The organism is Acetobacter aceti NBRC 14818 (genome assembly GCF_000193495.2).
Taxonomy (GTDB): domain Bacteria; phylum Pseudomonadota; class Alphaproteobacteria; order Acetobacterales; family Acetobacteraceae; genus Acetobacter; species Acetobacter aceti.
This window is the reverse complement of the sequence record NZ_AP023412.1, coordinates 1-25,755: the sequence shown is the minus strand read 5'-3', so window position 1 is coordinate 25,755 and position 25,755 is coordinate 1. Positions and strand designations below refer to the sequence as shown.

The 25,755-nt window shown below is 56.7% G+C and carries 33 protein-coding genes and 5 pseudogenes; 29 read left to right on the top strand and 9 right to left on the bottom strand.

What is annotated here, in order from left to right; translation table 11 throughout:
• Positions 1 to 674 precede the first annotated feature (674 nt).
• Complete coding sequence (locus EMQ_RS16980; protein ID WP_010665991.1) at positions 675 to 3,452, bottom strand: Tn3 family transposase; 2,778 nt, start codon at positions 3,450 to 3,452, stop codon at positions 675 to 677.
• 129 nt (positions 3,453 to 3,581) lie between these two features.
• Between EMQ_RS16980 and EMQ_RS16975 the strand changes: the two genes are divergently transcribed.
• From EMQ_RS16975 to EMQ_RS16945, 7 genes are all read left to right on the top strand, one after another.
• On the top strand, positions 3,582 to 4,214 hold the full coding sequence (locus EMQ_RS16975; protein WP_010665990.1) for a recombinase family protein: 633 nt from the start codon (positions 3,582 to 3,584) through the stop codon (positions 4,212 to 4,214).
• A 127-nt stretch (positions 4,215 to 4,341) separates the two neighbouring features.
• A complete protein-coding gene (locus tag EMQ_RS16970; protein WP_010665989.1) occupies positions 4,342 to 4,569 on the top strand; it encodes an AbrB/MazE/SpoVT family DNA-binding domain-containing protein in 228 nt (75 codons plus the stop codon).
• Positions 4,566 to 4,961, top strand: a complete 396-nt coding sequence (locus EMQ_RS16965) for a type II toxin-antitoxin system death-on-curing family toxin (RefSeq protein ID WP_010665988.1) — start codon at positions 4,566 to 4,568, stop codon at positions 4,959 to 4,961. Before EMQ_RS16970 ends, EMQ_RS16965 begins: the two co-directional genes overlap by 4 nt.
• A 127-nt stretch (positions 4,962 to 5,088) precedes the next feature.
• Entirely contained in the window at positions 5,089 to 5,334 is a 246-nt protein-coding gene (locus EMQ_RS16960) for a type II toxin-antitoxin system Phd/YefM family antitoxin (protein ID WP_010665987.1), read from the top strand.
• Positions 5,331 to 5,717, top strand: a complete 387-nt coding sequence (locus EMQ_RS16955; protein ID WP_010665986.1) for a type II toxin-antitoxin system VapC family toxin — start codon at positions 5,331 to 5,333, stop codon at positions 5,715 to 5,717. Before EMQ_RS16960 ends, EMQ_RS16955 begins: the two co-directional genes overlap by 4 nt.
• A gap of 36 nt (positions 5,718 to 5,753) precedes the next feature.
• Positions 5,754 to 5,930, top strand: a complete 177-nt coding sequence (locus tag EMQ_RS16950; protein ID WP_018308598.1) for a CopG family antitoxin — start codon at positions 5,754 to 5,756, stop codon at positions 5,928 to 5,930.
• Positions 5,931 to 6,014: 84 nt separating this feature from the next.
• Positions 6,015 to 6,269 (top strand): hypothetical protein, encoded by a 255-nt coding sequence (locus EMQ_RS16945; protein ID WP_018308597.1) that lies wholly within the window; start codon positions 6,015 to 6,017, stop codon positions 6,267 to 6,269.
• A 96-nt stretch (positions 6,270 to 6,365) separates the two neighbouring features.
• Here EMQ_RS16945 and EMQ_RS16940 read toward each other — a convergent pair whose 3' ends face one another.
• The 4 genes from EMQ_RS16940 to EMQ_RS16925 all read right to left on the bottom strand — a co-directional run bounded on the left by EMQ_RS16940 (position 6,366) and on the right by EMQ_RS16925 (position 7,613).
• The gene (locus EMQ_RS16940) at positions 6,366 to 6,542 is read right to left on the bottom strand and encodes a hypothetical protein (RefSeq protein WP_010665984.1); all 177 of its coding nucleotides are present in this window, start codon (positions 6,540 to 6,542) and stop codon (positions 6,366 to 6,368) included.
• Positions 6,539 to 6,766, bottom strand: coding sequence for a hypothetical protein (locus EMQ_RS16935; RefSeq protein WP_231368027.1), 228 nt, complete (start codon positions 6,764 to 6,766; stop codon positions 6,539 to 6,541). Before EMQ_RS16935 ends, EMQ_RS16940 begins: the two co-directional genes overlap by 4 nt.
• 183 nt (positions 6,767 to 6,949) lie before the next feature.
• Positions 6,950 to 7,189, bottom strand: coding sequence for a conjugal transfer protein TraD (locus EMQ_RS16930; RefSeq protein ID WP_010665982.1), 240 nt, complete (start codon positions 7,187 to 7,189; stop codon positions 6,950 to 6,952).
• Positions 7,190 to 7,253: 64 nt separating this feature from the next.
• Complete coding sequence (locus EMQ_RS16925; RefSeq protein WP_010665981.1) at positions 7,254 to 7,613, bottom strand: conjugal transfer protein TraD; 360 nt, start codon at positions 7,611 to 7,613, stop codon at positions 7,254 to 7,256.
• Between the two features lie 96 nt (positions 7,614 to 7,709).
• Between EMQ_RS16925 and traA the strand changes: the two genes are divergently transcribed.
• From traA to EMQ_RS16885, 8 genes and pseudogenes are all read left to right on the top strand, one after another.
• Positions 7,710 to 10,790, top strand: coding sequence for a Ti-type conjugative transfer relaxase TraA (gene traA, locus EMQ_RS16920; protein WP_018308595.1), 3,081 nt, complete (start codon positions 7,710 to 7,712; stop codon positions 10,788 to 10,790).
• A gap of 54 nt (positions 10,791 to 10,844) precedes the next feature.
• Positions 10,845 to 11,039 (top strand): type II toxin-antitoxin system VapB family antitoxin, encoded by a 195-nt coding sequence (locus EMQ_RS16915; RefSeq protein ID WP_010668424.1) that lies wholly within the window; start codon positions 10,845 to 10,847, stop codon positions 11,037 to 11,039.
• Positions 11,036 to 11,428 (top strand): type II toxin-antitoxin system VapC family toxin, encoded by a 393-nt coding sequence (gene vapC, locus EMQ_RS16910; protein WP_010668423.1) that lies wholly within the window; start codon positions 11,036 to 11,038, stop codon positions 11,426 to 11,428. The genes EMQ_RS16915 and vapC overlap by 4 nt, the downstream gene beginning before the upstream one ends.
• Before the next feature lie 25 nt (positions 11,429 to 11,453).
• The gene (locus tag EMQ_RS16905; RefSeq protein ID WP_010668422.1) at positions 11,454 to 11,591 is read left to right on the top strand and encodes a hypothetical protein; all 138 of its coding nucleotides are present in this window, start codon (positions 11,454 to 11,456) and stop codon (positions 11,589 to 11,591) included.
• 225 nt (positions 11,592 to 11,816) lie between these two features.
• Positions 11,817 to 12,092, top strand: coding sequence for a type II toxin-antitoxin system Phd/YefM family antitoxin (locus tag EMQ_RS16900; RefSeq protein WP_010668421.1), 276 nt, complete (start codon positions 11,817 to 11,819; stop codon positions 12,090 to 12,092).
• Complete coding sequence (locus EMQ_RS16895; RefSeq protein ID WP_010668420.1) at positions 12,089 to 12,358, top strand: Txe/YoeB family addiction module toxin; 270 nt, start codon at positions 12,089 to 12,091, stop codon at positions 12,356 to 12,358. Before EMQ_RS16900 ends, EMQ_RS16895 begins: the two co-directional genes overlap by 4 nt.
• Before the next feature lie 12 nt (positions 12,359 to 12,370).
• A pseudogene (locus EMQ_RS16890) lies at positions 12,371 to 12,661 on the top strand (DUF6118 family protein); the annotation flags it as partial.
• Between the two features lie 32 nt (positions 12,662 to 12,693).
• Positions 12,694 to 12,858, top strand: a pseudogene (locus tag EMQ_RS16885) (DUF4158 domain-containing protein); the annotation flags it as partial.
• Positions 12,859 to 12,918: 60 nt separating this feature from the next.
• Here the strand turns inward: EMQ_RS16885 and EMQ_RS16880 are convergent.
• Together EMQ_RS16880 and EMQ_RS16875 are read right to left on the bottom strand one after the other, a co-directional pair.
• Positions 12,919 to 13,389: pseudogene (locus EMQ_RS16880) on the bottom strand (transposase); the annotation flags it as partial.
• Positions 13,390 to 13,642: 253 nt separating this feature from the next.
• The gene (locus tag EMQ_RS16875; RefSeq protein ID WP_035346056.1) at positions 13,643 to 14,191 is read right to left on the bottom strand and encodes a helix-turn-helix domain-containing protein; all 549 of its coding nucleotides are present in this window, start codon (positions 14,189 to 14,191) and stop codon (positions 13,643 to 13,645) included.
• Positions 14,192 to 14,982: 791 nt separating this feature from the next.
• On the opposite strand from EMQ_RS16875, the gene EMQ_RS16870 reads away from it, so the two are divergent.
• From EMQ_RS16870 to EMQ_RS16820, 11 genes are all read left to right on the top strand, one after another.
• Positions 14,983 to 16,509 carry a hypothetical protein gene (locus EMQ_RS16870; RefSeq protein ID WP_010666062.1) on the top strand — a complete coding sequence of 509 codons (1,527 nt, stop codon included), beginning with the start codon at positions 14,983 to 14,985 and terminating at the stop codon, positions 16,507 to 16,509.
• Between the two features lie 79 nt (positions 16,510 to 16,588).
• Positions 16,589 to 17,392 carry an AAA family ATPase gene (locus EMQ_RS16865; RefSeq protein ID WP_010666063.1) on the top strand — a complete coding sequence of 268 codons (804 nt, stop codon included), beginning with the start codon at positions 16,589 to 16,591 and terminating at the stop codon, positions 17,390 to 17,392.
• On the top strand, positions 17,392 to 17,616 hold the full coding sequence (locus EMQ_RS16860) for a hypothetical protein (RefSeq protein ID WP_010666064.1): 225 nt from the start codon (positions 17,392 to 17,394) through the stop codon (positions 17,614 to 17,616). Before EMQ_RS16865 ends, EMQ_RS16860 begins: the two co-directional genes overlap by 1 nt.
• A complete protein-coding gene (locus EMQ_RS16855) occupies positions 17,600 to 18,037 on the top strand; it encodes a regulatory protein GemA (protein WP_010666065.1) in 438 nt (145 codons plus the stop codon). The genes EMQ_RS16860 and EMQ_RS16855 overlap by 17 nt, the downstream gene beginning before the upstream one ends.
• Positions 18,027 to 18,413 (top strand): hypothetical protein, encoded by a 387-nt coding sequence (locus EMQ_RS16850; RefSeq protein WP_010666066.1) that lies wholly within the window; start codon positions 18,027 to 18,029, stop codon positions 18,411 to 18,413. The genes EMQ_RS16855 and EMQ_RS16850 overlap by 11 nt, the downstream gene beginning before the upstream one ends.
• Before the next feature lie 214 nt (positions 18,414 to 18,627).
• A complete protein-coding gene (locus EMQ_RS16845) occupies positions 18,628 to 19,035 on the top strand; it encodes a hypothetical protein (protein WP_010666067.1) in 408 nt (135 codons plus the stop codon).
• Positions 19,025 to 19,660, top strand: a complete 636-nt coding sequence (locus EMQ_RS16840) for a phage protease (RefSeq protein WP_010666068.1) — start codon at positions 19,025 to 19,027, stop codon at positions 19,658 to 19,660. The genes EMQ_RS16845 and EMQ_RS16840 overlap by 11 nt, the downstream gene beginning before the upstream one ends.
• Before the next feature lie 27 nt (positions 19,661 to 19,687).
• On the top strand, positions 19,688 to 20,698 hold the full coding sequence (locus EMQ_RS16835; protein WP_231368026.1) for a Mu-like prophage major head subunit gpT family protein: 1,011 nt from the start codon (positions 19,688 to 19,690) through the stop codon (positions 20,696 to 20,698).
• Positions 20,699 to 20,712: 14 nt separating this feature from the next.
• Positions 20,713 to 21,051 (top strand): phage head-tail connector protein, encoded by a 339-nt coding sequence (locus EMQ_RS16830; protein WP_010666070.1) that lies wholly within the window; start codon positions 20,713 to 20,715, stop codon positions 21,049 to 21,051.
• On the top strand, positions 21,035 to 21,214 hold the full coding sequence (locus tag EMQ_RS16825) for a hypothetical protein (RefSeq protein ID WP_018308594.1): 180 nt from the start codon (positions 21,035 to 21,037) through the stop codon (positions 21,212 to 21,214). The genes EMQ_RS16830 and EMQ_RS16825 overlap by 17 nt, the downstream gene beginning before the upstream one ends.
• A 229-nt stretch (positions 21,215 to 21,443) precedes the next feature.
• Positions 21,444 to 22,295, top strand: coding sequence for a hypothetical protein (locus tag EMQ_RS16820; protein WP_132012112.1), 852 nt, complete (start codon positions 21,444 to 21,446; stop codon positions 22,293 to 22,295).
• A gap of 92 nt (positions 22,296 to 22,387) precedes the next feature.
• Here the strand turns inward: EMQ_RS16820 and EMQ_RS16815 are convergent.
• Positions 22,388 to 23,109 (bottom strand): annotated as a pseudogene (locus EMQ_RS16815) (IS3 family transposase); the annotation flags it as partial.
• 67 nt (positions 23,110 to 23,176) lie between these two features.
• On the opposite strand from EMQ_RS16815, the pseudogene EMQ_RS16810 reads away from it, so the two are divergent.
• From EMQ_RS16810 to EMQ_RS16800, 3 genes and pseudogenes are all read left to right on the top strand, one after another.
• Positions 23,177 to 23,488 (top strand): annotated as a pseudogene (locus EMQ_RS16810) (recombinase family protein); the annotation flags it as partial.
• A gap of 150 nt (positions 23,489 to 23,638) precedes the next feature.
• On the top strand, positions 23,639 to 24,298 hold the full coding sequence (parA, locus tag EMQ_RS16805) for a ParA family partition ATPase (protein ID WP_010666790.1): 660 nt from the start codon (positions 23,639 to 23,641) through the stop codon (positions 24,296 to 24,298).
• 27 nt (positions 24,299 to 24,325) lie between these two features.
• Positions 24,326 to 24,583, top strand: a complete 258-nt coding sequence (locus tag EMQ_RS16800) for a ribbon-helix-helix domain-containing protein (protein ID WP_010505208.1) — start codon at positions 24,326 to 24,328, stop codon at positions 24,581 to 24,583.
• Between the two features lie 39 nt (positions 24,584 to 24,622).
• Here the strand turns inward: EMQ_RS16800 and EMQ_RS16795 are convergent, their stop codons facing one another.
• Entirely contained in the window at positions 24,623 to 25,678 is a 1,056-nt protein-coding gene (locus tag EMQ_RS16795) for a replication initiator protein A (RefSeq protein WP_010666791.1), read from the bottom strand.
• Between the last annotated feature and the right edge of the window lie 77 nt (positions 25,679 to 25,755).

The window sequence follows — 25,755 nt, the reverse complement described above, 5'->3', positions numbered from 1 at the left end:
AAATACCGAGATTCGGGGTTTTAAATACCGAGATTCGGGGTTTTAAATACCAAACCGAGAAAAAAACCAGAAATTCCGTTTTTATATCAATGTGTTAAATGGATGCTAGAATCGCTTAACACAGAATCTAACACCTATTTAACACCTCTCTAACCATTTGATCTGTGGATAACTCACAAACCTCAAAAATTTCCAACCAAATTGAACCCAAACACCGCCTCTTGGGGGCTCCGTCCCCGCCGGCTCGCGGCCTACGGCGCAAAGTCATGATCTGACGATGCGGAAACGCATCGTCTCTCCACCAAAGCATCTTCCTCATCCACGTTGGCGCCTTCGACGCCCTACGGGACTCTCCCGTTCAGCGCTCACCCAACGCCTGCAACATCAGAAAAACCGGGCAAAACCATAAACTGCTCAAGACACATCGGAGTTCAGGCGATCATTCAGCAGCTCACGTGTCGCAACATGCCTGCTAGACGCCATAGGATGGCCGTACAGGCGTTATCAGATGTGGTGGCTGTTTGGGTGCCTGTAACGGGTGTTGTGGCCTGTGCGGCAATCCATAGTGCCCTGCGGGGCTTAATAGGCTGGCCATTGCCTATTCGCTTGAGCACGTCAGAAAAATGCATGATGGCCCCTGAACATTAAAAGGGCACGAGTATACGGTAGGCGGATCATAGGATGAACGGGATGGCGCGGAATCCGTTTTCGTCGATTGCGGGTTTGTCCTCCCATAGGTAATCGCCGGTCAGGTTCACGTGCTCCCATGTGAGGGGCGACAGGCTGGCAAGGAGATGCTGGGGGACGGCTTTGCCCGCTTCGCGTAGAGCATCGACAACGCGGCCGGTGTAGATCGTGTTCCAATGGATGATGGCGGTTACCACCAGATTGAGGGCGGAAGCCCGGATGGAGAGATTTTCCTGGCTCCGATCGCGGAAGCGGCCGAGCCGGTGAAGATTGACGGCACGTACGAGGCTGTTGCGGCTTTCGCCCTTGTTCAGTTCGGTGGTCGTGGTCTTGCGCAGTTGCTCGTCGTTGATCCAGTCGAGGGTGAAGAGAGTTCGCTCGATCCGGCCCATCTGGCGCAACGCCTGGGCAAATCCGCTTTGCCTCGTTGTTGCCGACAATCGTTTCAACATGAGCGAGGCGCTCACGGTGCGCGTGCGCAGCGAAGTCATGAGGCGCAGGATGTCATCCCAGTGCGCACGGATCAGGTCGGCGTCGATACGGTCGCCCATGACATTCTGGAGAATGCCGTATTGTTTCGCGGGATCGAAGCCATAGAGGCACCGCCCGTCGAGATCGGGGATGCGGGGCACGAAAGCGAACCCAAGTGCATGGCAGAAGGCGAAAACAAGATCGCTGACCCCGCCACCATCGCCGAGATGAATATGCTGGCCATCTGACGAGGAAACGGCATGTGATCCGAACACGGCCGAGAATGGTGCAGCGTGCTGGGCTTCAACCAGGCGCGCCAGCGCCAGGGTAAAAGTTTCTTCCCTGAAGTGCCAGATCGCCATCTGCTGTAGCTGGCGCCGCGTGATGCCGGTGCAGGCAAGCGCCATCTTGGAGAATCCGAGATTCGTGGCTTCGGCGATGAGCGCTGCATAGAATATCCGCAGATCAGAAGGCGGTCGTCCGGTCTGGAGATGTTCGAACAGGGAACTGAAGCCGGTGATCCTGTCGATATCGGCGACGAGGTCGGTCAGCCTGATCGGCGGCATGTACGCGGCTATCCGCTTCGCGAATGCGATCGCGGCCTCCGTTTCGACTGTTCTGACCGTGGGAACCCGCAGGCCTTTGGCTCCGATCCGGGTATCGCCCCGGCCTGTTTCCAGCCGGCGATCCGCCTCGCGGAGCTTCTGATTGAGCATTTCTGCTTTCTGGGCGAGATAGACCTCGACGTCGACCGGAATGGCGACGGGAATACGGGCTTCAGCCTTGATGACGGCGTAGGTCTCTTGCGAGATCATGTGCTCATCAAACGCCCGATAGGTGTGCGAACCCTTGATCCATATCTCGTTGGCGGCGATCCTGTTCTTCAGTTCGACGATCAGAAAGAGTTCCAGCATCTTCCGGTCGATCGTGCCGTCCGCAGCCACGATTTCCTTGCGCCAACGCCTGTCCGCCAGCAGCAACGCCTTGCGGACCCAGGGCTGCTCTATCGACCTGAGGCCGTTCTTCCATCCCGCCGCCATTTGCACGACAACATCGATGAAATGGGCGTTCTGGCGGTTTCCTTCGAAGGTGAAGGATGCCAGGAAAGGGCCGGAAAAGCGCCGGATGCGCGCATATTGGGCCGGGAGATAGGCGATCAGATCGTCGTCGGCGCGGGTCCGTTTGGCTGCCTTTGCAGAGGCAGTCGCCTCGATGAGTCTGTCCCAACTGGTAACGGCCGTAACCGCTTCATCGAGCGAAAGCCCGGTTTCTCTTCTGGCGGTGATGGCGTCGCCAAAGCTCGCGAAGAAATCGAGAGCCGAGGATGCAGTCGTGGCGGTTTCGAGCAACTTCTGGTCACGCAGCGATTCCGCCTGACGGAAGCTCTTGCCGATCAACGTCTCGAACATGGCGATCGTCGCATCGGTGAGCGCGATCTCCGTTTCGAGCAGGAAGGCGGCAAGTGTCGCATGCCGGCGTCCGGGACGCATCTGCTCGAAGTTCTGCGCTGTCAGGCGGCGGCCTTCCTGCGCCATTCGGCGGACGCGGTGCGTCGGGACGGCCTGAAGCACATGGCCGGATATGCCGACATGCCGCACGGCCATCAGCCGATCGATCAGGCCACGCATGGACGAAGCCCCGGCCTTTCCGGGAGGTTCGCGCAACCAGGATATACCGCTTTGCCGGGCTCGTGGCCCCATGCCGAGCAGTGCTTCCATCCGAACGACGAGATCCGGTGCTAAGCGTCTGGCGACGTCGGCGAACAGCGCTTCTTCAGCTTCGGTGCAAGCCTGACCGGCCAACCGTTCGAGCACCGTAATCCCGGGGATAATAATACGCCGCCGGCGCATTTCGTCGGCCAAGGCCGCGACGACGTATTTGTCCTTGGTCGAAGCGAGCGCCACGCCGCAGGAAAAGGCAAGCAGATCGGCACGCAAGGGGTGGGTCAGTTCGCTGAACCCATAATGTTGCCGAAGGATGGCCAACTGCTCGTAGCGGGTTGGTGCTCGCCGTGCGAAAGTCGAAATCGCGTCCGGATCGACCCCGAGTTGCTCGGCCAGAAACGTGAGCGCACCTTCCGGGATGACCTCTCCACGCTGGATCAGGCGGCCTGGGTAACGAAGCGCGCAAAGCTGGAGCGCCAGACCCAGCCGGGTGTCGTTGCGCCGTCGCGTTTCGAGCAGGTGACGATCATCCTCATCAAGGCTCCAATACCGGATCAGGGTGTCGTCATCGGTGGGCAGGGCAAGAAAATTCTGCCGATCGGCATCCGTCAAAATCATGCGGCGGGGCATCGGTCCTCCGTATGTCACAAAAAGACCGGAGATAGCCGTTCACGGAGCTTACATTGCAAGACGGGTTATGTGACAATCTACGGGCTTTGGCGCTGCCAAAGGAAAATTGTCACGCAGACGGACGTATAAATGACGGCTTTGATCGGATATGCTCGGGTATCAAAAGCCGATGGCAGCCAGGTCCACGACCTTCAGCGCGATGCCTTGGCTCGGGCTGGCGTCGATGCCGACAACATCTATGAGGACGCCGCGTCAGGAAAGAAGGACGACCGTCCAGGCCTCGCGGCTTGTCTCAAGGCGCTGCGCGCCAGAGACACGCTCGTTGTATGGAAACTCGATCGCCTCGGTCGCGATCTACGCCACCTCGTCAATCTCGTCGATGACCTGACGAAGCGAAGCATCGGACTGAAGGTCCTGGCTGGCGAAGGTGCGTCGATCGACACCACAACCGCCAACGGCCGCCTGGTCTTTGCGATCTTCGCCGGCCTGGCAGAATTTGAGCGGGCGCTGATTGTCGAGCGGACCAAAGCAGGTCTGGAGGCGGCTCGTGCTCGTGGCCGTAATGGTGGACGGCCGTTCAAGATGACACCGGCGAAACTGCGCCTCGCCCGGGCAGCAATGGGTCAGCCGGAAACGAAGGTGGCCGATCTATGTACCGAACTCGGCATCACTAGGCAGACGCTCTACCGTTTCGTCGGACCAAAGGGCGAATTGCGGGCAGACGGTGAAAAGCTGCTAACGAGGAAAAAAGCAAAAGCGTGAGGACCCCACGTTCGCCCTTTGGGCTGCCTACCGTATATCTGTGCCCCTTTAATGTTCAGGGGCCATGATGGTTGCTGAAACCGCAAACAGTTATTACATTAGTAATAACTTTGGGGTGGGATTCACTATGGTCGAGCTGAAAGTGCGAAAATTCGGAAACTCACTTGGGGTGGTGCTGCCTAGGGAAGTGATCTCACGGCTGAACACCCAGGACGGCGCGCCCCTGTATCTGATCGAAGCACCAGACGGCGGATATCGGCTCGTGCCCTATGATCCTGACTTCGAAACCAAAATGACAAAGGCTGAAGATATTATGCGGCGTTACCGTGATACGCTGCATGTTCTGGCTCAATGACAGCCTTCGTCTGGATAGACGAACGGGATACCCTGATCCTGCATGATCGGCTGTTGGGGGTGCATGGTGGCGCTTCCGGCGTACGGGATGCAGGTCTTCTGAAATCCGCGCTTGCCCGGCCACAGCAGCATGCGGCTTATGCGGATCCGCTGGATCCAGTGCATCTGGCGGCCGTCTATACGGCGGGTATCGTCAAAAACCATCCTTTCATCGACGGGAACAAGCGTACGGGCTTTGTGCTCGGTGTGCTGTTTTTGGAACTGAACGGCTATCGTTTCACGGCAGCCCAGGAAGATGCAGCAAATGCGGTTCTCGCGCTGGCGGCAGGTCAGATGGACGAACTGGGCTATGCGGCATTCCTGACCGCCAATGTCGCATCCGAAAGGGTATGACGGCAGGCGAGGAACGCGATGAGTGTGCTTTTTTCGTTTCCTGAGGTGGTTCTGGCGACATTTGTCTTGATGGACCAGACTAATATGACTAAGTCTTTTTTTTGAGTAAACTCAGGAGGCTTTCGCCATGCGCACGGTCAACATCCACGAAGCCAAGACCCATCTGTCCCGGCTGATTGACGCGGCCATGAAAGGGGAAAGCTTCATCATTGCCAAAGCCGGCCGGCCGATGGTGCGGGTCAGCCCGATTGCGGCTCCTGAAGAGTTACAGCAACGGCGTCTGGGGTTTCTGGCTGGAAAAATCCGGGTGCCCGAAGATTTTGATCGCATGGGACAGGACGATATTGTGTCTCTGTTCGACGGTCCGGCATGAGGCTTCTTCTGGATACCCATCTGCTGCTCTGGGCAGCCGGAGAGCCAGATAAGCTGTCAGCACGGGCGAGAACCCTGATGGAATATCCGGGCAATGATCTGGTCTTCAGTGCGGCCAGTCTCTGGGAGATCACCATTAAGACCGGGCTGGGACGGGCAGACTTCCAGGTCGATCCTCATCTGCTGCGACGCGGTCTGATCGAAAACGGTTATGAGGAGTTACCGATCACCAGCCAGCACGCCTTGGCAGTCGGACAACTGCCAGATGTGCATCGGGATCCCTTTGACCGGATCCTTGTGGCACAGGCCACGGTGGAAGGAGTGCTTCTGCTGACCCATGATCCGCTGGTAAAGGCTTATCCAGGCCCGATCGAAGCCGTCTGAAGGAGATCGACCAGTATGAGCTACAAAAATAGGTCCATGCCCTCGCTGCACAGTGACGAAGCGGCCGAGGATTTCGTCGCGACCGTCGATCTGACCCGGTATGACCTGTCCGGTTTCAAGCCCATGCGCTTTGAGATCGAACCCAAGGCGGCTGCCCTCAACATGCGCCTGCCGGCGTCCCTGCTGGAGACCGATGTCGCACAGACGCGGTAAAGTATATTCCGACCAGAACAGAGGAGATCGGGCGATGTAGGTACGCTCGGAAATCACTCCGCGCGTCATGGAGGGGAAGCTCCCATGTCTCGCACCTATCATCACAGCCGCAAATACGGTCGCAATCATCGCTGGACCAACCAGCCGGATCGCTGTGGCTATGGAGGTTCACGTGAAGCCTCTGAATCTCCCAACTGGTACAGTCATCTGCACGATATCCGTCCTGGTCGTCATCATGACAGGCATGTTGCCCGCCTGATCATCAAGGGCGACCTCGATCCTGTCGAGGCGGTCTTTCCGTATACCGGCACCCGGCGACCCCACGAATATTACTGGTAATCTTCAGCGCGGGAATGAGGGATCGTTCCCGCGTTCCACGAGGCCATCAGGGACGTGGATTTCGGGGGGGGATCGTTCACGACACCAACACCCTCATCAATCCGTGGGGCGAGGCGTAGGGAGGGTGTCAATGGCCGCCTGAATCCGGGCCAGATCGGCGTCCAGAAGAGCAAGAACCTGATCGGCCGGGACAGTGGGTTTCGTGCTGTTGCGTGCCTTGCGGATTGCATCCCTTTTGGCAGCCCGTTCGTCGGAAAGGTCCGTCATGGTCATGTCTTCATCGCCTCGTGTTTCGTGGCAGCGACAGGGGCAGAAATCCGCCATGCGTAATCGCAGACATTATCCAGCAATTCTGCTCGTTGTGTCTGACTGTAAGCTATAACGAAATCAGCGACGATTTTTTCTGGCACACCTTCCCGAAGGAGGTTGGCAGCCGTTTCCGCTATTTCCAGATTGACCGCCTCATTGAGCAAGATCAAGGCATCCGTATCGGTCATACGCTTTGCCGCCCGTGCAACGAACCGGGCATTCAGATTCCACATCCATCGATGACGGTTGATTGTATCAGAAAACCATTCTGGAGCCATTAGGTATCCTCTTGAAGTGTTTGTGTCGAGGCCGTCAAATTGTTCTGTGGCCGAGATTACAGTCTGTCCGTTTCGGATGATCGTGTTTTGTCGTCAGCCTTGTTCCCTGTCCCTGTCGAAGGCATGAAGCCCCGCGCGTCTCCATCGTGATTTCAGGTCGTCCGGGGTGGTCTCATTTCCCCCCTGAAGCTGCCCCGCAATATCCAGAAAGGCTCCGAGCAGGGTGGCGCGGTCATCATCGGTCAGATCAACCAGTCCCGCCTTCTGAACCAGGCCACCCAATTCGATCAGATGATGGGTGCGTTCCCGTCGCGCCTTCGCCCAGTCGCGCATGTCGGTGCGTGCCTTTCGTGCCAGATGGCGATGGATCAGGGCCGCCTGCTTCCTGATCCGTCTTTCAAGCGCCAGCAGATCCGTTCTGATCGTTTCCGGTTCCTTTCCGGCCGCCCTTTTTTGCGCTGGTCTGAAAGAACGCCGTCCCCCGTTCGGTCCACCTCGCGACGGCTTCGGGTTTGCCGTCCGCCTGTTCGATAGCCGCAAGCATTACCCCGGCCAGCGCCTCGATCGACAGGGTATCGGCTCCCGTCGCCTCGACCAGTTCGCCGAGCTGGATGGTCCGTTGCGCCTTAAGCTGCTTCGCCTTTTCCTGAAGCGCCTTCAGTTCCGCATCAATGTCCCGTGGCCTGCGCATTTCCGGTCCCCTGTCCTGCTGGTCTGTGCCATACTCTACCACACAGGCGAGAACCGCGTCACTCATCCAGAGCAATCAATCCTTGTGGCGTAGTAAAATATGAGTGCGCGCTTATACGTCACTGCGTGACGTGCGCTTGAGTGGTGTGATAGGATCGCGCTCATGGCGATCTATCATCTGCATGCAAAGGTCATCAGCCGCGCCACCGGCCGGAGTGCCGTGGCGGCGGCGGCCTATCGCGCGGCGTCCCGCCTGCATGACGTGCGGCTGGATCGCGACCATGACTTTTCCAACAAGAGCGGTGTGGTGCATTCCGAGATCCTGCTGCCCGATGGCGCGCCGGAACGGTTTCTTGATCGTGCGACCCTATGGAACGAGGTCGAGGCAATCGAGAAGCGCAAGGATGCCCAGCTTGCCCGCGAGGTGGAGTTTTCAATCCCGCGCGAAATGACCCAGGCGCAGGGGATCGCGCTGGCACGGGATTTTGTGCGGGAGCAGTTCGTGGAACGCGGTATGGTGGCCGATCTCAATGTACATTGGGATATTGGTGAGGACGGACAGGCGAAGCCTCATGCCCATGTGATGCTGTCCACGCGGTCTGTGGATGAGAACGGGTTTGGTGCGAAAGAGCGGTCGTGGAATGACAAAGAACTCCTGCTGACATGGCGGGGGCGATGGGCGTCACTTGCCAATGAACGGCTGGCCGAGCTGGACCTGGATGTGCGGATCGATCATCGGTCGTTCGCGGCACAGAGGATCGACCTTGAGCCGCAGAACAAAATCGGTCCGGCCGGGATGCGCCGGGAAGAGCGGGGCGAGGATGCGGAACGGGTCGCTGATCACCTGGAGATCGCGCGACGCAATGGGGAAAGGTTGCTGGCCGAGCCGCATGTGGCGCTGGAGGCGCTGACCCGGCAGCAGAGCACATTTACCCGGCAGGATCTGGCGCGGTTCGTGGACCGGCAGACGGCAGATGCAGAACAGTTCAGTGCTGTCATGGTTCGGGTGGAGGCATGTCCGGAGCTGGTCGCGCTCGGGAAAGACGGGCACGGGCGAGAGCGGTTCTCCACGCGCGCGATGATCGGGGTCGAGCAGCGTCTGGAAGAGGCATCGTTCGCGATGGGGCAGTCCCAGGGTCATGCGGTGCCGCTGGCAGTGCGTCGGGCGGCGATGGCGCGGGATGGGCTTGGGGATGAGCAGGCGCTGGCGGTGGGCGAGGTCACGAAGTCCCGCGACCTGTCTGTGGTGGTCGGTTATGCCGGGACGGGGAAGAGTACCATGCTGGGTGTCGCCCGCGCGGCATGGGAAGAGGCCGGGTACCGGGTGCGCGGGGCGGCGCTGTCGGGGATCGCAGCGGAAGGTCTGGAAGCCGGGTCCGGGATCGAGAGCCGGACGCTGGCCTCCCTGGAGCGTGCGTGGGAACGTGGGTTCGACCTGCTTGAGCGCGGGGACGTGCTGGTGGTGGACGAGGCCGGCATGGTGGGATCGCGGCAGATGGAGCGGGTGCTGTCGGCCGCGCGCGGTGCTGGGGCCAAGGTGGTGCTGGTGGGTGATCCCGAGCAGTTGCAGGCGATCGAGGCTGGTGGTGCGTTCCGGGCGGTGGCCGAGCGGGTCGGGTCTGTGGAAATCACCGCCGTGCGCCGGCAGCGTGAAGGCTGGCAGCAGGCGGCCACGAAGGAGCTGGCGACGGGGCGGACGGGGGAGGCGCTGGGTCGCTATGAGGCGGCTGGCCTGGTGCGTGGGCATGACACGCTGGAAGAGGCGCGGGCCGGAGTGGTGGCCGGGTGGAATCAAGCCCGTCAGGCTGCGCCCGAAGAAAGCCAGATCATGCTGGCGCATCGGCGTGTCGATGTGCGGGCGCTGAACGAAGCGGCGCGGGAGATCCGCAGGGAGGCGGGTGAGCTGGGTGACGACGTGCTGGTGCCGACCGCCCAGGGCGAGCGGGTGTTCGCGGACGGGGAGCGTATCTACTTCCTGCGCAATGACCGGGAGCTAGGGGTAAAGAACGGTACGCTGGGGACGGTGCGGGGTATCGTGGGGTCGGCTGAGGCTGGGGATCTGGCGTTATCGGTCCAGCTTGATGGGAAGGAGGGAGCCGGACGTGGCCGGGTCGTGTCTGTGTCGGTGGCGGATTATGACGCGCTGGATCATGGCTATGCGGCCACCATCCACAAATCGCAGGGTGTGACGGTGGATCGGGCGCATGTGCTGGCGACGGGGAGCATGGACCGGCACGGGGCCTATGTGGCGCTGTCGCGGCATCGGGAGAGCGTGTCCATCCATTGGGGCCGGGATGATGTGGGCGACCTTGACGGGCTGGTGCGGCGGCTGTCGCGCGAGCGGCTGAAGGACACCACGCTGGATTACCCGCATGTCCGGGATCGGGATGCCGGGTTTGCGCGTCGGCGCGGGCTGCATGTCCCCGAGAGCGAGATCGTGGTGGCGCGCGGCAAGACTGCCTCTGGCCCCCGGCAGGACAGGCAAGCTGAAGGTGTGCCTATGCCAGAGCCTGCGTCGGCACAGCAGAAACGTGGGATGTTCGACGGGCTGGACCTGTCCGTGCGGGGGCGTAGCCGGACGGCGGACAAAGACGTGTCGGCCGGGTTGGAGGCCGGGAAGGGGAAGAGTGAGGTTGAGCGTGAGGCTCCTGTCTCTCCCTTTGCGGGTTTGAGGCTGCCACGTGTGCAGCGTGAGCAGGTGCCGGCCGGGCTGGACGGGTTCGTGCCGGGGAGTGATCCGCTTCAGCAGGCGGTGGAGCGGTATGCGCGGGCTTGGGTGGATGCCGAGCGCATGGTGCGCCAGGAGCTGCCGGTGCTGGAGCATCAGAAAAAGGCGCTGTTTGAGGCCGGTCGGGATCTGGAACGGGTCCGGCGTGGCGGTGAGGCGGATCTGCGGGCGGCGCTGAAGCATCAGCCGGAGATCCGGCAGGCGCTGTATGGTCTGGAAGGTCCGGCACGGGCGGGCAGGCTGGTCGAGGGGCTGGAGCATGAGGACAGGGTGCGAAAGAGCCCGGAATTGCGGGCGGCACGGTTCGTGAAGACGTGGGACGGGATGAGCCGCGAGCAGCAGGGTGTGGCGCTGAAGGAGCTGAAGCGGGATGCGCAGCTTGAGTCCATTCTGCGGGAGAAAAGCCGCGAGTTGGGCATCCGGAAGGGATCGACGCTTGATCACGGGCTGCATCCTCATCAGAGGGAGCAGTCCCTGTCGCGGTCCAGGTCGCGCGGTATGGATATGGGGATGTAATCTGCTTGAGAGAGGATATGTTGATGTGTATAATTTTCACTGGAGATACACATCATGCGAACCAACATCATTATTGACGATACCCTCATGACAGATGCGCTGAAGGCGTCTGGCGTCAAAACCAAGAAAGAAGCCGTCGAACTCGGATTGCGGACGCTGATCAAGTTGTATCAGCAGCGGCAACTGCGTTCCATGAAGGGCAGGCTGGAGTGGCGGGGTGATCTCGACGCCATGCGTTCCGACGTATGATTCTGGTCGATTCATCGGTCTGGATCGATTTTTTCCGAGGTACGGTTACGCCACAGGTTGAGGTTCTGGATCGGCTTCTGGGAGAAGAACCTGTCGCCATTGGGGATCTGATGATGACGGAAGTTCTTCAGGGATTTGCGAATGAGCGGGATTTCAACAAGGCACGGCGGATGCTTGGTGCCCTGGATCTGGTAGAGATCGGGGGACGTGATGTCATGATCGAGGCGGCACGATATTTTCGTGATCTGCGCGCCAGAGGCATCACCATTCGGAAGACCATTGATACCCTGATTGCCACACGATGCATCGTAAGCGGGTATCGGCTCCTTTACAGTGACCGGGACTTTGATCCGTTTGTGACACATCTGGGGCTGGAACGGGTTGTCTGATTTCGGCGCGGTGACTGGAGAGGACATGCAGAAAAAAGAAGAGGCCGGTCGGCTGGGATCGCTTCTGGGGGCCATCGGTCGTGAGGCCGGTGTGCGTGATCAGGATATCGCGGTCTTGCAGACCCGCGATCAGACCCCGGCCGAGGCAATGTCCTTCGAATGATCCTGCTGCTTGATACCAACGTGATCATGGAGACGAGGAGGCCCGTCCCGGAGCAGCGTGTTCTGGCCAGCCACGACGTGTCGCCTTTCGAGGCGGCTGGTGTGCGGGTTTTCAATCTGTGGGGGCTGGCCGTGTCTCGCTCCAGACCACGCGGTATCGATAGGGAGATGCAAAACAGGAGACGTACAGAAAACTGTACGTTATGGTGGACATGGAGGATCGATCATGACCTATGTTTCCTATACCGACCTGCGCCAGAACCTGGCGCATTATCTGGACGAAGCAGTGAACAGCCGTGCGCCGATTGTCGTGACCCGCAAGACCGGGAAAGGCAGTGTCGTGCTGATGTCGGAAGAAGAATTCTCCGGCTGGCAGGAAACCGTGCATCTCCTGAGCAGCCCACGCAACGCGGAGAGGCTGTTGCGGAGCATTCGTGACATCGAGCACGGGGCGGCAACCGAGCATGATCTTCTGGAGCCTCAGGGTGAACCGTCAGCGTGAAAGTCATTTTTCATGAAGATGGCTGGGAGGATTATCTTTCGTGGTTTCAGTCAGACAATGCGGTTCTTGAGAAGATCAATGCCCTGATCGAGGATGTGCGTCGGCATCCGTTTCAGGGGATAGGGAAGCCGGAACCCCTGAAGGGGCAGCTTTCTGGGTGGTGGTCCCGACGGATTACGGGAGAACATCGTCTGGTCTACCGGGTTCAGGGGCGCGCGGGAGAGGGTCAGCGGATCGAGATTGCCCAGTGCCGGTTTCATTACTGAATGGAGAACGTCATGAGTGAGACAGATCCGGCTGAGCGCGCATTTGCCGATCTGTGCGCTGAAATGACGGTGCTCCGGCGCAGCGTGGAAGCGTTGCCGCAGGCATGGCGGGACAATCGGCCTCCGGATTACACAGAGGATCTGGCCCGTGTCGTGAAGGCTATGAATGCAGTCGGTGCACGAATGGAGGCGATTGAGGCCAATCCGACGCTGAAGATGACGCCCCAGGCGTATGGGCAAGGGATTCGTCAGGCCGGGATTTCTGCCAGTCAGGAGATGCAGGCAGCGTTTCAGAAAGCGATCCCCTTCCGGACACATGAAGGAGACATCCGATCATGGCGCGGCGCCGTCTTCTGACCCGTGAAGCTCTCGCCCGACATTACGAGCCTTCTGTCGATGATCGCGAGATCACGAGACATTTTACACTCAGCCAGGATGACTTCGATCTGATCGCAACCCGCCGCGGAGAAACCTCCCGATTGGGTTTTGCGATGGTCATGTGAGGTGGTCCCGTCCGTTCGGACAGTTTTGCGGGCTTGATAAGCTATACCCGGTTGTTGTTATGCCGCCCTTCTGACGGCGTTGCTGTTGGCCATCTGGTCCGGGGTTAACCCCGGACCAGATGGCGTCGGCACGTCATGATACGCCTCATCGGGCGTGCGTCCAGCCAGTGCCGAGTGCGGACGCTGCCCGTTATAATGGGTGATCCATCCGGCAAGCCCGGCCCGTAGCTCCGATCCGGTCTCGAACGCATGCAAATAGACGCATTCGTATTTCAGCGACCGCCACAGACGCTCGATGAACACGTTGTCCAGCTATCGCCCGCGCCCGTCCATGCTGATGCGGATCTGACGCTCTTCCAGGAGCCCGGTGAAACGGGGCGTCGTAAACTGCGACCCTTGGTCAGTATTGAAAATTTCCGGAGCGCCATAGCGCGTGAGGGCATCCTGTAGCGCCTCGATGCAGAACTCCGCATCCATCGTGTTCGACAGACGCCAGGACAGCACCTTGCGCGTGAACCAGTCCATGATGGGGTCGCCAAAATTATTTTGCCAACATTGGCAACAATTATTATGCCATGAATGAAATAAAATCCTTTTTTATCAGATAGTTAAAATGAGAGTTTGTGACGCGGCACACATACTAAAATTAGGCATAATATGTTAAATGTGAAAAAATATAACGCACTGATAAAATTGGATTTTTATTAAACTGGGGCAGCAAACTTACCTCCATTCCGCCTTAACTGGCGACCCAATGGAGGTAAGTTTCTGCCTCCTTATCCTATTGGGCAGAAGCCGCTATTTTACGGGCGTAACTTTCGCAGTTTGTTTCCGCATAACCGCGAGGATCATGCGTGCTCTTTTCGGAGCTCAATGCATCTTGGTAAGCGCCGCAGTATCTAGAGTAAAATTCTTTCAGCCAATCCTTTTTAGATGATTTATCTAATGTGATTTTTGATCCACTTGAAACTATAATAAAACAATTCACGGCGCATATAATTGCATCAGCGTCCACACCATTAAGACTACTGCAAATATTAATATTCATATTATCAGCTAAATTTCTCTTATCACTTCCGCCAGAAATATGCTGACTTATTTGGCCACGACCAGTCATTAGCCAGTCTCTATCAACATCTGGGAAGTGCTTGCAGACACCCATCAACAACTGAATCGATGGCTTTGATCGCCCACTCTCCATTTCAGAAAGGAAACTTCTCGATACACCAACCTTCGTGGCAAAATCAGACTGCGTTTCTCCCAAAATTTCCCGAACCATTTTGATTCGAAGACCGAGAGAGTGGATATCTTCTACACTCACCTGAGACATTACATTTTCTCCACAAAATGTCGGAAATAACGACAGATGTTGACATTGCGCTTGAGGTAAGTCCATGGTTCCGACATGAAACCTAATTGCCTCATTAGTGTAACGCATTCCGACAGGGATTTATACAGGATCGTTAGATCGGGCCTGTTGGCTCGTGGCTGGACGCTTGCAGCATGGTGCCGAAAAGAAGAAGTGTCAGCCGCATGGGTGAGAAAATGCTTATCAGGTAAAAGCAACGGGCCTGCCGCAAGAAAAATGACCGCAAAAGTCATGAGCGAAGCCGGTATAAGCGAATGGTGAAAAGCATCACTATTAGCGCTGAAGAATTTGCCATGCTGGCAAATATATCATTGCGCTGCGCCCAGAAAGCAATCAAGAGAGCAGCTAATGGAAAACCGTGGAGAGGAATTTTATTAGATATAATCGCTGTAAAATCTCATGGCGGGAATAGAGGAATTGGCTATAGAATAAACTCTTCTTCTCTTCCTAAAGATTTACAGCCAAAACCTGCGACTTTCCTCGTTCAAAATTTAGAAACGTATTCTGTTTCACGCACTGCATTACTGTCGAAAATAAAGTCATCCGGTCCGAAAGGTTCCAGAGAGCGGGGCAAAGCCATTCGGTCGCTGCTATCCTCGGGTGCTACATGCGACGGTAGGCTTCTGACGGAACGGACGATACGAAGCTGGCTGAAAGCGGATGAAGAGCGCGGCCTTCTTGCTGGCGTTCGGCAATCCCGCTCGGATCGCGGTCAGTCGCGTGTTATCGCATGGCGTGCCTGGGACCGGGTTATGGATAGCGTGGATGTCCCGACAGAACGACAGCAGGAAATCGCTGCGAGGATTGATCTTCGTGTTCGCAGTCTGTGGGGAAGCGGAGCTTCAAGCGTCAGAAAAATCCAGATGTTCATGGAACATTTCTGCCGTGATCTGGCGCTAAGCGCCGGTTTAGAGGCCGCTGATCCACGTCTTAACATGATCTGCCGTGTCCCGAAGAACTATATCAGCAAACCGTCAAGAACACGCACCAGCAAGCTGGTTCACAAGAAACGCACGGACGCGGGCGGGTATGCGTCGGATATCGAACCCCGCATCAGACGCACACGCGACGGTCTGCTCCCAATGGATATGGTCTCGGCTGACGTGCGTCACTGTGACTTTCTGGCCCGGCGTCAGGACGGATCAATTACGACTGCCAAAATGGTCGCCTTTCAGGATCAGGCGACCAACAGACTGTTTGTCCGGAGCTTTATCTGTCCCAAGGGTGAAGCCATCAGGCGGGAGCACGTCCTTGCAACCATGCGAGATATGTTTGCCGACCCAAGCTGGGGTGTCCCGAAACATCTGTATTTTGATAACGGAGGAGAATTCCAGACAGGCGCTGCGACAGACGATCTGGCCCGTCTGGCCGCACTGATCCGCGATGTTGGACATGACATTTTGATAGATGATGTCTCTTCCTTGGAAGGAGGCATCCAGCGCAGCCTGCCTTACAACCCGCAATCCAAGGTTATTGAAGGGGTGTTTTCAAACATTACCCGCACGATTGAGCCAATGCTTCCCGGTTTTGTCGGTGGCGACCGCATGAAAAAGAAGGTGGAAAATCAGGGAAAAGCGCCTGCACCGATGCCGGGCAATGAGGCGGCTGTCCATGAAGCCATTCGCAATGAAATAGAATTTTATAATGCCGCTCCCCAGCAGAAAGGATACATGCCGGGTTTCTCTCCCAATACAAAGATGGCTGAATTTATTCAGCATGGGTGGAAAGCCATCACTTTCAATCCAGACGAATTCAGCCTTGCTTTTGGTCCGGAAGTCACCCGTCTCATTCAGACGGGAGGCGTCGTTTCCATCAATAACCGCCGCTTCCGTCATGACGACATGATGCTGAGAGTTGGCGAAAAGATGCGCTTCCGTCTTCCTCTTCTGGAGAACGGAACGCGCATTGTCGCGCTGGATGACCATGACAGACCGCTTTTCGTTGCGCTTGAAGAGAGGGCTTTTCACATGCTGGACCGGGCCGGTGCATCCGAGCAGGCACGCCAGTCGAAAGTCCTCAATAAAGCAATCAGGTCTGACGCTGCCGGTCTGGAAAAGATTGATCTGACGGCGGAAATGGCCCGCTACGCCACTGACAATCCGGCACCGCGCCCGGCAGCACCGGAAGCAAAAGTCACCATTTCACCTGTCCTGAAAGAGGCCGCGAGACAGCGCCTACCGGAAGCCCCGGCCAGACCTTCAGACAGCGAAGAATTCCATCGCACTCAGGATGAGGCCTTCAAAAAGCTGAATGCCGCACTGATGCGACGGAGAGCCTAGTCGTCGGGTGTTACGAGCACCCGACGACCGCCTGCCGGGAGGCTTTTCCCGGCGATTTGATCACATAGGGACACACCCAATGACCAAGGTTGTGAGACTACCAAGCGCCAATGAGAACAGCAACAACGCCGATACCCTGTGGCCCACGCCTGTAATGGAACGCATGGAAAATCTCATGCTTTCCAGTTACCGCACCGGCATGATTGGTCTGCTGACCGCGTCATCAGGCACAGGGAAAACCACGGCTGCACGCCAGTTCGCCGCAAAGCTGAATCCTGTCGCGGATGAAGATGACTGCTCCTATGGGCAGAAAGTCACCTATATCATGATGACACGGGCCACGGACAAAACACGCCCCGGCCTTTTCCACATCGCCGATGCGCTGGGTCTCTATACGTCTCGCGGTGACTGTCCGCAGGAGCTGATGCGGGGCATTGAATTCAAGCTGGAAAACCAGACCAGCCTGCTTATTCTGGATGAAGCCCAGTTCATGTCTGCCGATCTTCTGTCTGCAATCCGCAATATCTGGGACCGTCTGGAATCAAGAAGCAGCAATCCCGGCATCGTGCTTGTCGGCACGGAAAGCCTGCATGAGCGTATCTGTGGCAGAAGACGTTCGGAAGATATGGATGCCCTGTCAGGTCGCCTTGGTCAGAAGAGGGTCAATCTTTCCATAGAAGAACAGGACATAAGAGCCATCTGCAACCATCTCGGCATCATGGGCGAAAAAGAATTCGCGCTGCTTTATCGCGTCGGATGCGAACGGGGCGGACTCCATAATATAAAGAGAGTGGTGGAGATGGCCGGACAGATCGCGGAAGGCAGAAAGATAACCCTCGCCACCCTGAAAGACGCCATTGCCGTAACGGGAGGGCTGGTCTGATGACAATGACCCCGCTGTTCAATGCCCAGACGGAAGCCATGCAGATCGGCTTTATGTCATTCGGTGCGATGCGTCTTCTTCAGGATGCGCTGGAAAGTCTTGATGACCATAAGGAGATGGTAAACCTTGTCGAAGCGGCTCTTGAGACCATTTCTGTCGTGTATGGCAGGGCGAATGGTCTGACAGGTGTTATCGAGAAACTCGACAATGCCACGCAAGACTAAGCCGCTCACTCCCGCCAAGCTCCGGCTTGTGCAGGTGGCCAGAAAGAAACTGATGCTTTCTGACGCCGATTACCGCGCCATTCTGGCGCGGGTCGCGGGTGCTTCATCCTCACGAGACCTGTCTGACGAAAATTTTCGACACCTCATGGATGAATTCGCCCGGCTGGGTTTTCAGAGTGACAGCGCCACGCGAAATCTGGGCAGACGCCCGGGTTTCGCGACTGCCGGACAGATCGCCAATATCAGAAAGTTATGGTGCAATTATACAGATGGACAGGGAACGGAGAGTCAGCTTGGCCACTGGCTGGAACGGACATGGAAAATATCAGCACTCCGCTTCCTTCCTGAAGACAAAGCAAAAAATGCCATTGTTGTCTTGCGCGGGATGATCGCACGAAAGGCTGCAAAACATGACGGGTAGGCCCGACCTTCTGTCCTCGCTCATTTCTGCTGTTGGCGAGGATGAGGCGCTTGCGTTTCTGGAGAGCGAGGCCGGGCGTCCGATCATGGTGCCGCGCCATGCAGAGGGATCGCGGCTTGCCGATCTGTATGGTCTTGGCGTTGCGTCCGTGCTGGTGGCGTTGCGGGGAGGTGAGAGTTTCGCAGTCCCGCAGTATCGGGAATGGCGCATCCGCAAGCTGGCCAGTCGTGGTCTGACCAAGAGTGATATCGCGGGACGGTCTGGCTGTTCCGTCCGACGGGTGTTCGATGTGCTGCGGCGCAATCCGGTCCCGCGCACACTTCCCGAGCGGCGGCAGGATGACCGGCAGATGGATATCATGGATTTTTTGCGCTGAGAGCGCCTTGGGTGTCTTTCGGCTCCCCTCATACCCGGAAGCACGCTTCCGGCTCCCCAGCCCCCGCTTAAAGACGCTTAAAAGGCATATTACTTTAATAGCGCGAGCGGTCTGTTCCCCCACTTCATCCGGAATGATGCAGTTGTGCCTAATTGGGTGCGGCTGACTGGTCTGGTCCTATGGCTTCCACAGTGGCGTGGAGGGCAATTCCAGAATGAGCGCATCGGACAGTCTGCCGATATGGGATCAGAACCCGGACAACGATCCGTGTCTGAACAGTCGTATTCTCCGATTTATTGATTATCACATCGGCGAAGACAAGACGGCTGAGTTTCTGTCCATCTTTGGCGGCCAGAAAGTTTCCATTCCCGACAGAGGCATGTCGTTCGCAAAAAGCTGTTTTGCTGACGACATCGAGCGGTTTGGCGCTGACTTCTTCGAGGCGCTGGCGGAAGAGTTCGGCGGTTCCTTCATGACGCTGCCGGTCGGGAAATCCTATCGCGCCCGGCTGCTGAAACGGCATGGGCAGACGATCAACCAGATCGCATCCGCGCTTGGCGTCACCTATCAGGGGGCTGAGTTCCTTCTGAGGAAATCGGAGAAACCGGCTCATGTCGTCTGAAGCAATCGTCACGGGCGTGATGAGCGCCCTGCCGGAGATCGTGGCGCACACGGAAGGCGGCAAGGCTCCGGAGTGGATTCAGATCGTGCCAGCCGGAACCTTCAAGGGTGTGGACGGGCGCGGTCCGTATCATCTGCACAATGCCTCTCAGGTCATCGCGTCATCGCTGCCGAACGGCGGGCGTCCGCTGCCGCTGGATTACAACCACGCCACGGTGATGGCCGCGAAGAGTGGCGGAGAAGCGCCTGCTGCTGGCTGGATTGTGGAATTGCAGTCACGGGAAGACGGCATCTGGGGGCGTGTCGAATGGACGCCCGCCGGGGAAAAGGCTGTTGAAGGCAGGGAATATCGCTTTCTGTCACCGGCTTTCGCCACGGATGCGAAGGGCAATGTCACCCGGATCGTGAACACGTCCCTGACCAATCTGCCGAACATCCGCGAACTGGCGTCCCTGCATACGGCGGGCGCTCAGGACGAGACGGAAACGCTGCTGGCCGGGATACGCGAGGACATGGCGGCCATCCGGCTGATGACCGTCCGTCCGGCAGCATCCGACCAGGCAACGCAGGACAGCGAACAGGAAGCACTCAGAAAAACCATCAGGGCGCAGCTCGGGCTGTCCTGATCCGTAATAGAAGCAGGAAACGTAACGATGCAAATGTCCACGGGGAACCTTTCGGTTCTCTTTACCGAATTTAAGAACGCCTTCAATCAGGCGCTTGAGAGTGCTCAGAGCTATTACAAGGATGTTTCGATGATTGTGCCGAGCAGCACGGCCATTTCGAACTATTCCTTTCTGACCAATTTCCCTCACATGAGGGAGTGGGCCGGATCGCGCACGATCAACCATCTCGGCAGCAAGTCCTTCCAGATAGAGAATCGGAACTGGGAGCAGACGGTCGCGGTGGATCGAAACGACATTGAAGATGACCGCTACGGTTTTTACGCGCCGATCATGCGCGATATGGGAATCGCGGCGGCGACGCATCCGGATGAACTGATCTTCAGTCTCCTCGGGGAAGGCTTCATCAATCCCTGTCTGGATGGACAGCCGTTCTTTTCCAAGGAGCATCCGCAGTCACCTTACAATTCAGGCAGCACGGCGGTGGTATCCAACGTGTTTGGCTCGGGTGAAAATGCGCCGTGGTTCCTGCTGGACTGTTCACGTCCCATCAGGCCGCTGATTTTCCAGAACAGGCGTCCGCCTGTTTTCGTGCAGAAAACACAGCCGACTGATGACGGTGTTTTCTACAGAAATCAGAATCTTTATGGCGCGGACGCCCGTTACAACGTGGGATATGGCCTGTGGCAGCTTGCCTTTGCCTGCACGGACCCGCTGACGCCCTATAACTATTCCGTGGTCCGTGCGGCCATGATGAGTCAGAAATCGGAGAGCGGGCGTCCTCTTGGCGTGCGTCCGACGCATCTGGTGACAGTTCCGGGGAACGAGGGCGTGGCGCTGCGCCTGCTCCGTGCCGAGAACATCAATGCGACCACCAATGAATGGAATGGGACGGTCACGCCGATCATCACCCAGTATCTGCTGGGCGCGTCGAACGCGACGGACACATGGGGCGATGTGGCTGACTTCCTCAGCACGGGCGGATCGTGGAAGGCCGGAGCCGGAACGACGGCGGACGGCAATCCACCGAGCGGCACATAAGGGAGGGCTGAGCGATGGCTGAGATGACGCTTATCGAGGTCCGCACCCTGCTTGGTCTTGCCGAGGATGCGCCCGACGAGCTTCTGCGCTCAAGGCTGGAAGCTGCATCGGAAGGCTTGACGCTGCACACGCGGCTGACGGCTGATCTGCACCTGAACGCGGATGCGTCGGTTGATCAGGTGGTGACGGGCATCCAGTCGGCGCGGGACCAGGTGGTCACGCACATGCGGCAGGAAATCGCCACGATGGCGCAGGAGATGAAAGACCTGCGGCAGCATACGGCTCGGAAAAGCGCCGAAGTGTGGCTGAAAGGACTGTCGAAAGAGCGGGTCGTGAGTGCGACCGCTGATTGACGATCTGATCGAGATGCACATGCAGAATCCGGAAAAGGCGGAACGCTTCGCACAGGGGCTGATGCCAGTGCCGGATATGTCTGTTTTCAAGAACATGGACCCGAAGAAGTCGCCAGAGGATGACTCGCCAGTTGCGCGGAAGATCAGGAGCAATATGGCATGACATCTGTGGATGTGCCTGATTCAATCTCGCGGCAGGTCGAGGATATTGGTGAGAATATGGATGTCCGGAAAAGAATCATTAACAGGAGGCTGGTGCTTACCCTTCTGCTTGCCAATCATTTGCAGAACGAATGTGAAAAGAAGAGCAACGCACGAGCAGGGCCTCCCCAGACCCCTGCATAGCACGCCTTGGCAGGTCGTTACGGCCGGGAGATTCTCACCGTGTCACCGTGCGTTGCAGTCACTTTATAGCGTATTTTTGCACTTCAATCGAGATTTTCCTGATGAATACCCCAAAAGAAATTCCCGCAGAAATCGCAGATTATCTTTCAAAAATGATTACAAGTCCGGTTTTTACTTACTCGTTGATGGCAAGAGCCGTAAAAACCAAGTTCGGACAGGAATGCGGGCTAACAGCAGCGGATATTGCGACCTTTTTTGGTGACACCAAAAAAGGTGCGCCTTTCCTGAATCAGCTATACCGTGATCGTGAATTGGCAGAATGGCTTCGTCAAAATCAGACAACCGGTTCGATTGATGAAATCAGAAATGCCTGTATTGAGCAGTTCGGTGAGTCTCGCGTGCCGTCCAGATCGACTGTCGCTGGCTTTCTGAAAAGCGAGGGTCGGAAGGGCCGTTTGGGGGATAAGGATTTCTTCTCCGACAAGCCGGAAGTCGCTTCGTGGTTACTCGCTGAATACCCGAAATACAGGAATGACGAGCTTCGGAAACTCTGCCTGGAGAAGTTTGGGAAAGAACGGACACCAAGCCGAAGCGGCTTGCAGCGGTTTTTGTGCCAACATCAGAAAACCACCACGATCCGTCGCCACGGCATATGGCTTGATGAAGAACTGGGCGCTTGGCTGCGTAAGAACGCCCCGCTTCTCCGTATGGCTGATCTTCATGCCGAAAGCGTCAAACGGTTTGGATGGGAAAGAGTGGGCAGCAAAGGCAGCGTTTGCCGCTTTCTGGCTTCGCAGAAGGATCGCCACCTAACCCGCTACAAATCTCGCAAGGAAGTCGAAGACGGACTGAGGCGCTTCCATGCGGAAAACCAGACCGAGCAGGAAGAAGGGCGGTAGTTGGATTATCTCGGGTCTGGCTACATGATCCCATGGAATCCCGGAATATGGCAGAATAATTCTGGCCGTGGCAGTTTAATTATGGAGATAGCAATGATCGCCACGAGATAGAGAAATCCCCGTTTCATGGGGATATACGTGATATCGGAACACCAGACCTGGTTAGGCCGCTCAATGACCAGATCCCGCAGCAGATACGGATATTTCCGATGCTCCGGATGAGGCACACTCGTGCGCGGCTTCTGGTAGACCGCCCGCAGGCCCATGATCGCCATGAGCCGCCGGACCCGCTTGCGGCCGACTTCATATCCCAGGCGGCGCAGATACCATGTCATCTGCCGTGAGCCATAATATGGCGTTTCCAGGAACTGGGCGTCGATCAGCCGCATCAACGCCAGATTGGCCTCGCTCTGTGGCACAGGCCGATAGTAGACGCCAGACCGGTTCAGATGCAGCAGCAGGCATTGCCGGACAATGGAAAGGCGCGGTCGCTGTGGGTCAATCATCTGCCGCCTCTGATCACGCCCAACCGAGCAGAGGCATCGCGTAAAAAATCCCGTTCCACGAGAAGCTCGCCTATCTTCGCGTGCAGTTTCTCTACATCAGCAGGGCTGACTGAAGGTTCCGTTACTGACTTACCAGAAAAAAGGCTTGCCATGCCTTCGATCGCCTGGCGCTTCCATTGGGCGATCATCGTCTGATGCACGCCATGTTTCGAAGCCAGTTCCGCCAGCGTCAGTTCCCCACGGATCGCCTCCAGCGCAACCCGTGACTTGAACTCTGCCGCATACCGTTTCCGCGTAACCTTGCCCATAAAACCCGTCCTCGTTCAGGCCAGATGATAGCTTATCGCCCTGTCCGAAAAATGGGGACCACCTCTGTTCGATCTGGCAACACCACATGGACGGATGCTGGCGACGGTTCTGGCCGGGATTGCGGAGTTCGAGCGGGATCTGATCAGCGAGCGGGTGAAGTCCGGTCTGGCCGCCGCCAGGGCGCGAGGGAAGGTTCTCGGCCGACAGAAAGAAGAGCGGCCGAAGTCTGACCGTCTGGCTCCGAAGGTTCTGGCGTTGGTGGCCGAAAAGCGGAGTTATCGGTGGATCGCCCGCGATCTGGGAATCAGCAAGAACACTGTCGCTGCCATTGTGCAGCGGAAAGATAACACGTCACTGTGTTTATGTGTTAACACATAAACATGATAGCATTATATGGGTGCTAACGGCATCGGTCGGAGACATGCGGAATATTGGGTTCGATTAGATCGTCGATTTTTTTGAGGAAGATATTGAGTTATCAAAATAACATGGTAATTTGTTAATGTGTTAACACAGAAACATGGTGACATGAAAACAATCGCGATCATTAGTCAGAAGGGAGGCGCTGGGAAGACGACGCTTGCCCTACACTTGGCTACTAGTGCTAGTGCCGCTGGATACGTTTCTCTGATCCTCGATACCGATCCCCAAGCGACTGCAAGTTCATGGAAAGCATGGCGGGGGGATGTCGAGCCTGATGTGGTGGATTGTGCGGCGCACGCCTTGTTATCAAGAAAGCTGGAACAAGCGTCCGAACTGGGCGCAGAACTATCGATAATAGATACCCCCCCACATGCCGATATTATGGCGCGTGAGGCGTGTCGTGTCGCTGATTTCTTGTTAATTCCATGCAGACCACGTGCTTTCGATATGGACGCTGTTAGAACAACGGCGGAACTTGTGCGAGCCAGTGGCAAGCCTGCCTTCGTGATTTTTACTGCGGGTCCTCCTCGTGCGCCCCAAGTTTATAAGGAGGCGGCCGAGGTTGTGGCGCAGTTTGGTATCCCTGTTGCTCCTGTTGTTTTGCCTGAGCGTGCAGTTTTTCATCATAGCGTTGGTTCCGGTCGTACCGCGCAGGAAGCAGAGCCGGAAAGCAAGGCTGCTGCTGATATAGCACTGTTGTGGAATTGGGTGTGTGATCAAGTTAACATGCCATCACACAAACAAGATGACACAAAAACGCGTTAGCAATTTTCTAAGTTGAGGATATACGGCATGAGTCGGTTTGCTGGTCTCAAAAAGACGGTCGCGCCATCGGTTGTGGAACCGGCAGCGCAAACGGTGGTAGAGAAAGCCCGCCCACGTAATCCGAGAGAAGGTAAGCGGGCTGTGGTGGGGTATTTTTCTCCAGCAGTTAGCAAGGGACTACATCAACTTGCGCTTGATACTGATACAACTATTCAGGGTTTGATCGGGGAGGCCATTGATGACTTGATGCGTAAGCACGGTCGTCATCCTTTTGGAGAGCGCTGATTATCTATTTAGATAGATTATGCTCGTATATTTGTACAATCAGGGTTGACCACGCTTAGCAAACCACGTCTCGCAGAATTTGATGAAATGCCGCTCAGGGTTCTTCGGAGCGATCTCGTTATCACCCAGCCACATGCGCCATTCTCTTTCGAGATGATGCACATCCCACCCTGGCGCGATGTTCCGAGCATCCCCGTAAATATCAGGATCGAGCGCACCCATCCAAGCCTCGGCTGCTGGCTCGGCAGCTTTCATTGTGCCGCGATTGATGAATGTTACCATGTCTTTCTGAGAATCGAATTCGACACGGTAATCCGGTAGATGATCGCTTGCAGCGAGGTTCTTTATCATCTGTCGGAATAATTTTTCTGGGCTTTGAGAGCCTGATTTTTTCAGTAGGATCTCAAGAGAGGCTTTCCATACCGCTTGCTGACCGCAATGTTTGCGAGCGAGTTCATAAACGCGTCGTTCCAGCGGTTTGCGTAGCCGGAAATAATCACGATGCAGTGTCAGAACATCATTGCTCTTAATTGCGTTAAAGACCCAATCCGACAGCTTGATCTCGCAATGCAATAGGCGACCGTCGAGGCCAAGTTTGCGGCGGATGGATGAAGCGTCGATCAGGCCAAAACCGTCCACCTGTTCTTCGTCGCCTGTAACAATGTTAGTGCGGATACGTGTGCCTTCAAGGCGGTCGAGGGCTTCGATGAGGGCTTTATAGTCCTTACCTGCCGTTCCGCGATTGGTGAAGATGAGTAAGTCGCGGCTGCTGATCCTCACCCGTTGCGATACTTTTTCCCCGGCCTTTAGTTTCGCCATGATCTGCGAAATACAGTAAATCAGAATATCCTTATCGTAGATTGTAGCAAGACCCTTCACGCTTGGCGTGATTTCCAGCCATTGCCCGTTATGTTCATAGCGACGAACGGAAGTTTCGGGTTTTTTCGACAGGGAATAGAACGGATGCTCCATTTGCGGCATCACGTCCTTAAGCACGGCATCTGCCACGTCGCAGATGAATAAGTCATGCTGCGGATGACGCTCCGGCAGGAGGGCCTCATGAACAACAGGCAGATTCGGGGTTTCAGATACCATGCCTAAAGTTCGGGGTTTTAAATACCTGCGTCAAGTGATTCGGGGTTTTAAATACCGAAACCGAGATTCGGGGTTTT